This window comes from Serratia plymuthica NBRC 102599, assembly GCF_001590925.1.
GTDB lineage: Bacteria > Pseudomonadota > Gammaproteobacteria > Enterobacterales > Enterobacteriaceae > Serratia > Serratia plymuthica.
In genome coordinates, this window is sequence record NZ_BCTU01000028.1 from 83,697 (window position 1) to 95,067 (window position 11,371).

Consider the following 11,371-nt stretch of genomic DNA (forward strand, 5'->3'; position numbering starts at 1 on the left):
TACCGGCGGGAAACTATTCCCTGATGGCATGATATTGATGATTTTAATTCATTTCAGGCAAGGTTTCCTGGCCGCGTATACTGCAAACCTTGAATTTTTTTGAGGTTATCTTCCATGTCATTGGCGTTACGCCGCGCAGCCCCCTCTTTGTTGACCCGCCTGCAGGTGCCGGTTCAGGTTGTTTTGTATGCGGTGCTGTTTCTGATTGCCGACCGGTTGGTAAAGCAATTTCATCTGCCGCTGCCCGCCAACATTGTCGGCATGCTGATGCTGCTGGCGCTGATCCTGCTGAGGGTTTTACCGTTGAGCTGGGTCAGGGCCGGTTCACGCTGGCTGCTGGCAGAAATGCTGCTGTTTTTTGTCCCGGCGGTGGTGGCGCTGGTCAACTATGCCCAGTTGCTGATGGTGGAGGGCTGGAAGATTTTCCTGGTGATTGCGATCAGTACCATGCTGACACTCGGCGCAACCGGGCTGGTGGTCGATCGGGTATACCGTCTAGAGGTTTGGCTGCAGAGACGGAAACAGCGCGATGAATGATTTTATCCTTAGTCTGGCCTGCTTTCTGGCAACGCTGGCGTTGTACTTCGCCAATAAGAAGCTCTATCGCCGCCATCGCACTTTGCTGCTGATGCCGTTGGTGCTGACCCCCATGATCCTGGTGCTGTTGCTGGTGGTGACGCATATCTCGTATCAGGATTACATCGGTGAAACGCACTGGCTGCTGTGGTTGTTGGGGCCGGCGACTATCGCGTTTGCAGTGCCGGTCTATGAAAATCTGCATATTATCCGCCGCCACTGGCTGTCGCTCACCGCCGGGGTATTGACGGCGGTTTTGGTGGCGGTTTACAGCTCGGTGTGGCTGGCGCGGCTGCTAACGCTGCCTGAAGAGGTACAGCGCAGCCTGGCGGTGCGTTCCATCACCACGCCGTTTGCGCTGGAGGCCGCCAAACAGATGGGGGGCCAGCCGGATTTAGTGGCGTTGTTCGTGGTGATTACCGGAGTATTCGGCATGGCGGTGGGGGACATTCTGTTCCTGCGGCTGGCGGTGCGCAGCAGCCTGGCCAAGGGCGCCGGGCTGGGGGCGTCGTCGCACGGTGCCGGCACGGCGAAAGCCTATGAAATGGGACAGGAAGAAGGCGTGGTTTCCAGCCTGGTGATGATGTTGGCGGGGGTTATCACGGTGATCGCCGCCCCGCTGATTGGCCAGTTAATGTGGTGAGTCTGTCGATGGAGGTCTGCGGCGACGAGCGCCGCAGACCTGTTATATCAATGAATATCGTCGAGTATCACCGGTGAACGAGTAGATTCGCGCAAGGCACGGCCGATCTCATCATGGCTGGAGATAATGGAGTTATGGTTGCAGGCCAGGGGATGCACGTGCAGATGCCGACTAATCGCCGAAAGGCCGTTGTCGGCGATCGCCAGTAATTCCCGCTCATCGCCGATACCTGCGAGGTTCAGGTTTGTATCCTCGGTGGCCTTGAACAGGGTGATCCGCGCATGCTGCAGCGGTGCGCTGAGCGTTTGTTTCGCCAGCGCCAGCTCCGTCGGTTCCGCCTTCAGCGCTCTGTCGGCTGCCTCGCCATCGATGCCCAACATTGCCAGCATCGGTGCCAACATGCCGGGTTCACTGCGGATTTGGAACTGCGTTCGGTAAAACGTATCGAGCAAGAACAGCTGAATATCACGGTAGCCTTGGCTCTCAAGCTGGGCGGCCATTTCCAGCGCAATCAACCCTCCCAGTGACCAACCTAGCAAGCGTACGGGATGAGAGGGCGACAGCCGCATATGGCCGAGATAGTACGATGCCAGTTCGCGCAGTGAAGTGATGTGCGGTTGCTGGAACAGGTTGTAATTGTTGACCCCGAAGACATTGAAATCCTTCTCCAGAGAGTTCGCCAGATCGCGATAAACATCGCAGCCGGTGACGGCCGGATGAATCATCCAGACGTTGTCGGTGCCGGACGAGCGGTTCAGACGTTTAATCTGCTTGAAATTAAAGCTGGCCTGGTTCAAGTTCGTCAGCAGTTGTTGCAGCGGCGCGGGAGCCGCCAGCGTTGTGTCGGGGGTAACACCCTCGGTGAGGATGCGCGCTTGCCGGCGCAGGGTGGGGTGCGCAAACAGCGTTTTAATACTCAGCGAATATCCGCTGCGTTTCAGCTTGATCAGCAACTGAATGGCGTGCAGCGAATGGCCGCCGAGCGCGAAAAAGTCGTCATCCAGGCCGATGCGTTCTGTGCCAAGCAACTCCCCCCAAAATGTGGCAAGCTGCCGTTCCTGCGGAGTCTGCGGCGGTACATAAGGCACTGTATCCTGCAACGGGGTAGGGGCCGGCAGGGCTTTGCGATCCAGCTTGCCGTTAGGGGAGAGTGGGAATGCCTCCAGCCGGATAAAACTGGATGGCACCATATAATCCGGCAAATGTTGCTGCAACTGACGGCGCCAGTCGGTGGGGTGCGCGTCTTTATCCGGCGCGATGACATACGCCACCAGGCGTTTCCCGCCATGGGCGTCTTCTTTTGCCAGGATCGCGGCGTCTTCCACGCCGGCGCATAGTCTCAATTGCTGCTCAATCTCCCCCAACTCAATGCGTACGCCATGGATCTTGACCTGGAAATCGTTCCTGCCCAGATATTCGATATTGCCATCCGCCAGCCAGCGCGCAAGGTCACCTGTTTTATACAGGCGCGCCTGAGGATCGTGGCTGAAAGGATCGGCAATGAAACGTTCTGTGCTTAATTCCGGTCGATTCAGGTAGCCGCGGGCAACCTGAATACCGCCGATATGCAGTTCACCGGCGACGCCGGGCGGCAGTGGCTGCAACTGATTGTCCAGAATATAGAGCTGAGTATTGGCGATAGGCTTGCCGATCGGCACCAGTGCCCGTTCGTCATCGGGACGACAATGCCAGCTGGAAACATCCACAGCCGCCTCCGTCGGGCCATAGAGGTTGTGCAGTTCCGCTTGCGGCAATTGCCGCAGGCAGCGCTGCACCGTGGCGAGCGGCAGAGCTTCGCCGCTGCACATGATGCGCCGCAAGGCGTTGCACTGCGCCATGTCGCCATGCCGTAAAAACAGTTGCAGCATTGAGGGAACAAAGTGCAGCGTGGTGACGCCGTATTTTGCGATGCAGGCGCTCAGATACTCCGGATCCTGATGGCCGCCCGGTTTGGCGAGGGCCAGCCGGGCTCCAACCATCAGCGGCCAGAAGAATTCCCAAACTGACACGTCGAAGCTGAACGGCGTTTTTTGCAACACCACATCCTCCGACGTCAGCGGATAAGCTTGTTGCATCCATAACAGGCGATTGATGACCCCACGGTGTTCATTCATCACCCCTTTGGGTTTCCCCGTCGAACCGGAAGTATAAATGACATAGGCCAGGCTGCGCTGCGGATCAGAAGCCAGTGGCGCAAGGTTGTCCGCCGACGTGTGCCGCCAAAGGTGGCTGTCGCGCTGCAGATGCAAACGCGGGACTGTGATGTCGCGGAGCGGGCGCAATGCGTGTTCGCCGCCGTCGTCGATCAGCACATACTTAGCGCCGCAATCTTGCAACATATGGCGCAAGCGATCCTGTGGGTAATCGGGATCGAGCGGTACATAAGCTGCGCCCGCTTTTAAAATGGCGTACAGGGCGATCACCATTTCCGGTCCACGGTCAACGCAAAGTGCAATACGATCATCCGGTTGCAAACCTTGCTGCCGCAGGAACGCGGCAAACCGGTTGGCCTGCAGATTCAATTGACGATAGCTGATCGAATGGTGTTCGTAGCAGAGGGCCGGAGCGTCCGGTGTGCACTCAGCCTGCCGTTCCAAAAACTGATGCAAACTTTGCGGCATGTCTGCCCAGACTTGATGCGTATTATTCCATTGGTGGAAAATCTGCTGCTGTTCGTTTGGCAGCAGCAGCGGCAGTTTCCCCACAGGCAGTGCCGGATCTCCGTCCAGCACTTCGTCGAGTAACCTTATGATGCGGGCGGCGATGCGCTCGCCATCCTCGTGGCTGAACCAAGCCTGATTGAGGTTAAATTCCAGCAGGGGATCCTCGCCAGGAAGATAGTGGCGCAGGTAAATGCCCAGCGGCAATTGTTCATGGCCATGGTGCATATTCTCAACCTTAAACTGGCTGCCTTCCAGCTCGATGTCGGTAGGGAAAACTTCCAGCGAAAAACTGATATCAAACAGCTGACGCCTTCCTTGTTGGTGCAGATTTAAGTGACGGTTAAGCTCGGCAATGGGGAAGCGTTGATGGCGATAGCATTGCCGCAATTCGCCGCCAATTTGCCGCAACAGATCTGCGAAGGAGTGCTGCAGATCGACGTTGATGCGCAGTGGGATCATGGAAGAGAACATCCCCAGCGTTTGTTTATGATCTGCGGTGCTGCGGTTGTGAACCGGAACGCCCAAAATGACGTGTTCCATCTGCCAAATCCGGGCGAACCAAAGGGCAATCAAGGCGGTGAAGAAATGCATCGCCGAGCTACCCCGTTCGGCCGCATAGCGCTCCAGTTGAAGAAAACGCTCGTGCGGCAGACGTTTGATAACTTGGCTGCTAGGGTAGGTTTGCTGCTCGCAGTAATTCTGACGGCGCTCCAATATTGGAGACGGGGCCGCGGCAAAGCGTTGCAGCCACCAGTCGCGGTCGCGTTCATAACGTGATGATTGCTGATAGGCCTGGTCGCTGACGACGAAGTTTTGGTAACAAGAGGCGCCGATCTGGCCTTCTTCTCCGGCTTTTAATTGCTTATAACGATCCATGATCATGCGGCTTAACAAAGAGATTGAGGTGCCATCCGCAATCAGATGATGGGACGCCAGTAACCACAGCGTCGTGGTGTCGTTCACCCTGGCGACATGACAACGCCAAAGCAAATCTTCGTAGAGCTGATAAGGCTGAATAAATTTGCTTCGCAAATGTGTTTTCGCCTGGTTGAATGCATCATTTTCCTTTGAGAAATCATGGTAATGTAACTCAATTTGTTTTTTGAACAGCGGCTCCTGAATGACACCTTGAGGTGCTTCTTTCAGGGTGGTTTGCAGAGCATCGTGTTGTTGCTGGATTTGGCGGATAGCTTCTTTAAACAACGGGAGTGAGATTTCCCGTTCCACATGCCATAAACACCCTACGTTATACAATGGGATCTCGGGATTCAAAGATTGGTCGAGCCACACAGCCTGTTGCACGGTTGTCAGAGAATAAGCGGACACGGAACCACCTCCATAAATTAGGAATCAATCGACTTAAATAGAGTTAGCAGTCGTTAAGCACCCGAATATTATAAAAGGTGAAAATTGAATTGGCCTGGGTTTGCATTAATTTTTTTTAATGGTTTTTTGTAATAATGTAAAATGTTTTTATTTTAATTCTAATTATTTCATTTTTATTTTTTTTGCAATCAGTTCGTCAGGTAGAATATATTTGAATGATCATTATTATAATGACAGTCAACTCTCACTTGTTTGTTTCATCTGTTTGTTTATATTGTCTTTTTTCTTTATTTTTTTATATTGATGTTAGACTTATACAGTGAGTTTATCCTTGTGATTATCCTCCCTGGATACCTTCGGCAGATCGCAACGTGTTGAACTTAAAAAATAATAAAGAATTATTTATGCAATATTCTTATGAATGCAATGATAAACAGGGGGGCGGCGGGGCGCTATTAATGATCTTTTATATGACGGTAAAATTAAGTTGAGATGAATAATCCGTTATCAGACAGGTTTTAGTTAACTTTAATAATATGGAAATGATATTAGCGGGGGTTGTTAACCATTTAATTATTGGTGGGTACCTTTTCTCGCGGCAACGCGTTGGGCTATGGCTATGAGTGGCCCTCATTTTCTGAGGGCCGTGAGGGTTGTCAGATTTGTGCAGCGGTCTTAATCAGCTCGACCAGCAGCGGCGACAGCTCATCGCGCAACGCGGCACGTTCGGACTGGAACAGCGTAGCGGCGTAAAAACGGTGTCCCGGCAGCTCTATCGAACGTACGTCACCTGCGTGGTCATGGCTACTGATAATCAGCGGGTGTTGCTGCAGATCGGCAACGAACTCCGGGTTAACGCCGAAATTGCAGTGGTAGCCTTCATGCGTTTCCAGCTTGCCGTAAGCGCGGGCGACCAGCGTGTCTGGCTGGAAAATAATGTCCCCGCTTTTTTCCACCAGCGAACAGCTCAACGGAGCGATAACCAGCCGGCCGCCGGTATCGGTTTCCGCATGTCCGGCATCGTGCCAGCCCATAACGTTACGAGCGTATTCCACAATCGCATACTGGAAGCCACCGCAGGAGCCGAGGAAGGGGATATTCTGTTCGCGAGCATGGCGAATGGTCATAAAGACGCCATCGTCATGGTTGTATGGGCTGCCGGGTACCACCCAGATAGCATCATAATCCTGCAATACCGAGGTGTCGGTGAGGGTTTCTGTGGGCAGCCAGTGGGATTGAATATCGACGTTAAGGTGTGCGGCGGTGAGCTGGAGAGCGACGGGGATGGCCTGGTGAGATACGGCCTGGGGTTTGTAGTCACCGACCAGAGCAATGCGGACGTGAGTTTTCATCGTTTCCTTTTCCTGTGCGGGTAAAAAAAGAGGTTACAGCAAAGCCGAAGGGCCGACAGCAGGTTTTTTAAACGCAACGCACAAAAAAGCCCGGCGTTTTGGCCGGGCTGGGAAACAGAATCTGGGCTCAGTACAGCGAGGGAGCGCCGATCGGCCGGGTTTTGAAGCGGCGATGCAGCCACATGTACTGCTCCGGTGCCCGCATGATCTCTTTCTCGACCACTTTGTTCATATAGGCCGCCGCCGCGAGCTCATCGCCTATCGGGTAATCTTCCAGGGCAGGCTGGATCAACAGGTCATAGCCGCGGCCTTTCTCGCGGCGTATTAATACCACCGGAACCAGCGCCGGCTTGGCCATACGCGCCAGCATAAAGGTGCCGCTGGTGGTGGCGGCCTGATCGACGGCGAATAACGGCGCGAATACGCTGCCACGTGGGCCGTAGTCTTGATCCGGAGCGAACCACACGGCTTCACCGCGCTTCAGTGCATGCACCATGCCGCGCAGGTCTTTGCGATCGAGCATCGCCTTGTTGGAGCGCATGCGACCTTTGGTCTGCGCCCATTCCATCGCTTTATTGTTGTGCGGGCGGTACATCGCCATCATGGGTTGGCACAGCCCCATAGCACGGCCGCCCAGCTCCAACGACATAAAATGCACGCCAATCACCAGCACGCCGCGTTCATTCTGCTGCGCCATTTTCAGGTGATTGATGCCGGAGACGTTGAACCAGCGTTTGACGCGTTTATCTGACCAGAACCAGGCCATACCGGTTTCCAGCAGACCCATGCCGAGGGATTCGAAATTGCCGATCACTTTGCGCTCGCGTTGCGCCTCGTCCATATCCGGGAAGCACAGCTCCAGGTTACGGCGGGTAATGGCGACGCGGCGTTTCAGGAAACGCATCGAGGTGCGGCCCATCCATATGCCGAGCTTGTGCAGCAGCGGGTAAGGCAGTTGAACCAGCAGGAACAAAATGGCCAGGCCGAACCAGGTAAACCAGTAGCGCGGGTGCAGCAGGGCCGAACGGAATTCTTGTGGACGCTTCATATCAACTCATTTATGCAGTAGGGGGCAGTAACCTGTAACGCATAAAGGATCCACTCGATTGCGATACGACTACTAAGACACCCAGACATCATTATGGTTTAGCCAGATTCCATAATTGACTAAATCTTTACACTCGAAGGGGCGATTCGCGCTGCTATCAGGCTTCGGAAGGATGGCTGTAGGCCAGCGAAGGCGGCTCAAGGAATGTGTATTGTATCACACAATACGGGTTACGAAGGAAGAGGGGCATACGAATATTCTCATTCGCATTACGCCGGGGCTGATGCGGTGTAAAGACAAAGAAAAAGGCGCTTACGTTTGAAAAGATAATTGTTTCATTAGTGTTAAATTTGAGATGAGAGCTATTGTGCTGTTTATCTGTCCAGCTATTGGGTTTGTTAGTAACCATATTTGAGTTACCTAACTGGTAATTTTTGAGATGTGGTACGGTGATGGATATGACAATGTGGCTGTTATAACATGCCTTTTTTGATTTTTTTTGAGATAATATTTAACTACCAGTTAAGATAGGTTAACTTCAATGCCGCAATTCACACACTTTGACCTCAACTTGCTCAACCCTAGTTTTGATTCTCCCTTGGTCGATGTCTTAACTGAGCTTGAGCTTTTACGTCATCTACGCCTTGAAACCGATGTTCACCCGTTGCTTTTTGTACAGCTTAAGGCCGTTTTCCACATGCTGGAGAGTCTGGGATCCGCCCGCATTGAGGGAAACCACACGACCTTGGCAGATTATGTGGAAAGTAAGGTCGATGGTACGGAATCTTCCAACGATCAGCTCAAAGAGATCGGCAACATTGAAAATGCGATGAACTTCATTGATGAGCACCTTAAGTCTGGTGACGATATTACCGAGCATTTTGTTCGTGAGCTGCATGCGATTGCTGTTGTTGGACTGGAGCGGGAAGGGGATAGAACTCCCGGAGCTTATCGGCAGCATAGTGTGAGTATTGCGCAATCAGAGCATCTGCCTCCAGATTTTATCCATGTTGCTGGCTACATGCAGGAGCTGACTGAATTCATCAATCGCCAAGACCGACCAAAGTATGATCTGATGAAGATAGCGCTGGCGCATCACCGATTTGGTTGGGTGCACCCATTTGGTAATGGGAATGGTAGGACCGTTCGGCTACTCACCTATGCTCTGCTGATCAAGTATGGTTTTAACGTCCAGGCTGGTGGACGTGTACTGAACCCAACAGCCGTGTTTTGTAATGATAGGGAAAGGTATTATGCGATGCTTGCAGAAGCAGATACGGGAGCGGGGCAAGGCCTGGAGAACTGGTGCTTGTATGTTCTGGCTGGTATTTCATCTGAGTTGAAGAAGGTTGACCAACTGACTAACCATCATTTTTTGAGCTCAAAAATTTTATACCCCGCTATCGATTTTTCCCAAGGTCGGGGTCTCATCAATGAAACGGAGACTCGAGTTTTAAAACGAACCGTAGATATGGGGACTGTCAGAGCTGGTGATTTAAGAGAAGCGTTACCTGGCATGAAATCCCCTCAGATCACCTATCAAATAGGTAAATTGGTTGATCGTGGCCTTCTGCAACCTGTGGAGCCTGGAGCTAGAACATATACGGCAAAATTTTCAAACTCTTACCTTATTCGCGGGGTAATAAATTCACTGAAGGACGAGGGGTTCATTCCTGAGTTGTGATGGTTTTTAGAAAAAATATTGGAATTGTGGTGAAATTGGGTTTTATAGCTGGATGTGGTGACTTTTTTACTATAATGAACCATCCAGCTATGAACCGCTTAAATTTTTAATTCACATGCCTTAATAAACTGGTCAGCAGCTTTTGTTGAGCCAGCGACACTACCCGATGCTGAGAATTGATTACCTCCGTCCTTGGTTTCCAACCCAACGAGAACCTTGCTCTTAGCCTGTAGCAGGCTTTTAAGTATTGGCTCTATCTGTTCTCTGTCATCAGATGAAATTTCAAGATATTTACTGTTGCGCCTCTTTGATTGGGCATCCATTTTGTGAGCATCGCCAGCATCTACTTTCACAATTAGATTGAATGGGGTAGCGGATACTGCTTCTTGCTCCCCGTATCTTTCAGCATAGGAGATGGTTAATTTTTGCTTCGTACAGTCAAAAATTAATGCAGCATCAGCACCCTGCAAGTCTCCTACCAAGGTCGCTTTTTTGCCACCAGTAAAAAGATCGTCATCTACTTGAGTAAGCCATTGTGCGTGTGCAAAGGATGTGAACAACACCGAAGAGAGTAATGTGTATTTAATTAGTTTTTTCATAGTATCATCTCGTTATTATTTGATTTTACTTTAATTGTTTCGTGCCAAACAGCATAACTATCGTTTTCATAGATATAATAATATTCTTGCATATGGAAATGAAATGTAAGTTATGCATACTGGATGTGCTGAGTTAATGCGATTTTCATATGGCCACATATTGTTTTAATTGTAATTATTTCATTGCTATTGTTCTTTGGTATTCCGAAAAATTAACTCATGACTATTGCCGTGTTCGTAGATATGCAGCATAAAAGACTTTTTTATATTATTTAAATAGTTAAAGAGGAAATTGATATGTCTGAACATCAGATTCTTTGCATCAATAAAAGTAACAGACAAAGCGCACATGAGAGAATTACTCATATTGGAGGACTTAACTCGCCTACTGAGCGTTGGAAGATCACTCAAGAAGCCGCTATAGAAGGAATCGAGTCTGGCAAATGGAGTTTTTACGTAGGAACGGGAATTCATAAAGTTAAGGTGATTGTTGCTACCAGTGCTGCAGGTAATAAGTATATCAAAACTCAAAATGATGGCGAGCAGCCTAATAATTTACTGAGTTTGCCAGAGTGCCCGTAACCACTGAGTAACTGCTGATTGAAGGATTTATGTCCGCTTGTTATAGGTAAGGGTTAGCAGCCCCTAACCTAGCCATCAGGTTTGTTATAAGTCATGTGTATTGAAATGTATAAATTGTGTAGGGTGCTTGCTAGAATTCCAATGCCTGATTTTTAGGTATGCTTTCTAAAGTAAATTATTGGAATTAAAATGAAAAAAATAGCAATTTTGGCAGTAGTGTCTGCAGTGCTTCTCTCTGGGTGTTCGATGCGCGTTGCTGACCTGACTGTAGGTAGCACTAAGAACTACAACATCAATGGTAATAAATTCGTTACTGGACAGCGCGTTACAGCCGAAGATTCTTACCCGGTAATTATCTTCCCTACAGGTTTCCCTAACATGAAAACGGCTATCGATAAAGCTATTGAGAAAGATAAGTGCGCTGTCGGTTTGAGCAATGTGGTTATCACTCAGCTTAATCACTCGTTCTTATTCGGTAAGATCGGTGTTCGGGCTGAAGGTAATTTGATAATCGATAAAAGCCTGCCTGGCTGTGAAAACCACGCATAAGTAACATGACAGGCTGCCTGTGGGTGGCCTTTTCTTGCTAATTTGTCATTCGTTTCATCCTGCACTTCATATTGTCCACCGTACTGGTGGCCCATATCCCACCGCGAGCAGGCTGCAACCCCAATTCGTTTAGCTTAGCAATAGTCATTTTATTGCTGGACTGGATATCAAGCCGTCTGAACTCTTCGACCATCTGAGCAATGACTTCCTTTGCGGTTATTGCAGCGGTATTGGGCATGAGCGAGCGCAACGTCACTCGTCATAAGCTGTAGATAGGCTCTCTTTGCGCCTGTATGGCTTGCTGGTGTGTTTTTTGACCCATAACGAAGGAAGTTAACAAAGAATGACC

Annotated in this window: 9 protein-coding genes; 5 read left to right on the top strand and 4 right to left on the bottom strand. The window is 50.5% G+C overall.

The genetic code is table 11. The features are described from left to right. Positions 1-114 precede the first annotated feature (114 nt). Positions 115-537 carry a CidA/LrgA family protein gene (locus SPL01S_RS19350; protein WP_063202305.1) on the top strand — a complete coding sequence of 141 codons (423 nt, stop codon included), beginning with the start codon at positions 115-117 and terminating at the stop codon, positions 535-537. After that, a complete protein-coding gene (locus SPL01S_RS19355; RefSeq protein WP_004948704.1) occupies positions 530-1,219 on the top strand; it encodes an LrgB family protein in 690 nt (229 codons plus the stop codon). The genes SPL01S_RS19350 and SPL01S_RS19355 overlap by 8 nt, the downstream gene beginning before the upstream one ends. A 47-nt stretch (positions 1,220-1,266) precedes the next feature. Here SPL01S_RS19355 and SPL01S_RS19360 read toward each other — a convergent pair whose 3' ends face one another. The 3 genes from SPL01S_RS19360 to lpxP form a co-directional block, all read right to left on the bottom strand. Next, the gene (locus SPL01S_RS19360; RefSeq protein WP_063202307.1) at positions 1,267-5,208 is read right to left on the bottom strand and encodes a non-ribosomal peptide synthetase; all 3,942 of its coding nucleotides are present in this window, start codon (positions 5,206-5,208) and stop codon (positions 1,267-1,269) included. Positions 5,209-5,864: 656 nt separating this feature from the next. Further along, positions 5,865-6,560 carry a CTP synthase C-terminal region-related (seleno)protein gene (locus SPL01S_RS19365; protein ID WP_063202309.1) on the bottom strand — a complete coding sequence of 232 codons (696 nt, stop codon included), beginning with the start codon at positions 6,558-6,560 and terminating at the stop codon, positions 5,865-5,867. 127 nt (positions 6,561-6,687) lie between these two features. After that, positions 6,688-7,608 carry a kdo(2)-lipid IV(A) palmitoleoyltransferase gene (gene lpxP, locus SPL01S_RS19370; protein ID WP_063202311.1) on the bottom strand — a complete coding sequence of 307 codons (921 nt, stop codon included), beginning with the start codon at positions 7,606-7,608 and terminating at the stop codon, positions 6,688-6,690. Between the two features lie 541 nt (positions 7,609-8,149). Here lpxP and SPL01S_RS19375 point away from each other — a divergent pair. After that, on the top strand, positions 8,150-9,292 hold the full coding sequence (locus tag SPL01S_RS19375; protein ID WP_063202313.1) for a Fic family protein: 1,143 nt from the start codon (positions 8,150-8,152) through the stop codon (positions 9,290-9,292). A gap of 98 nt (positions 9,293-9,390) precedes the next feature. On the opposite strand, the gene SPL01S_RS19380 is transcribed toward SPL01S_RS19375, so the two are convergent. Then, complete coding sequence (locus tag SPL01S_RS19380; protein ID WP_063202315.1) at positions 9,391-9,891, bottom strand: hypothetical protein; 501 nt, start codon at positions 9,889-9,891, stop codon at positions 9,391-9,393. A gap of 297 nt (positions 9,892-10,188) precedes the next feature. Here SPL01S_RS19380 and SPL01S_RS19385 point away from each other — a divergent pair, with 297 nt between their 5' ends. Together SPL01S_RS19385 and SPL01S_RS19390 are read left to right on the top strand one after the other, a co-directional pair. Beyond that, positions 10,189-10,473 (top strand): DUF3892 domain-containing protein, encoded by a 285-nt coding sequence (locus SPL01S_RS19385; protein WP_063202317.1) that lies wholly within the window; start codon positions 10,189-10,191, stop codon positions 10,471-10,473. A 189-nt stretch (positions 10,474-10,662) separates the two neighbouring features. Continuing rightward, positions 10,663-11,022, top strand: a complete 360-nt coding sequence (locus SPL01S_RS19390; RefSeq protein ID WP_063202318.1) for a hypothetical protein — start codon at positions 10,663-10,665, stop codon at positions 11,020-11,022. Positions 11,023-11,371 lie beyond the last annotated feature (349 nt).

Excerpts from the sequence above, each read along its gene's own strand:
- SPL01S_RS19350 (WP_063202305.1), top strand. The coding sequence starts at position 115 with ATGTCATTGGCGTTACGCCGCGCAGCCCCCTCTTTGTTGACCCGCCTG.
- SPL01S_RS19375 (WP_063202313.1), top strand. The coding sequence starts at position 8,150 with ATGCCGCAATTCACACACTTTGACCTCAACTTGCTCAACCCTAGTTTT.
- lpxP (WP_063202311.1), bottom strand. The coding sequence starts at position 7,608 with ATGAAGCGTCCACAAGAATTCCGTTCGGCCCTGCTGCACCCGCGCTAC.
- SPL01S_RS19390 (WP_063202318.1), top strand. The coding sequence starts at position 10,663 with ATGAAAAAAATAGCAATTTTGGCAGTAGTGTCTGCAGTGCTTCTCTCT.
- SPL01S_RS19355 (WP_004948704.1), top strand. The coding sequence starts at position 530 with ATGAATGATTTTATCCTTAGTCTGGCCTGCTTTCTGGCAACGCTGGCG.
- SPL01S_RS19380 (WP_063202315.1), bottom strand. The coding sequence starts at position 9,891 with ATGAAAAAACTAATTAAATACACATTACTCTCTTCGGTGTTGTTCACA.
- SPL01S_RS19385 (WP_063202317.1), top strand. The coding sequence starts at position 10,189 with ATGTCTGAACATCAGATTCTTTGCATCAATAAAAGTAACAGACAAAGC.
- SPL01S_RS19365 (WP_063202309.1), bottom strand. The coding sequence starts at position 6,560 with ATGAAAACTCACGTCCGCATTGCTCTGGTCGGTGACTACAAACCCCAG.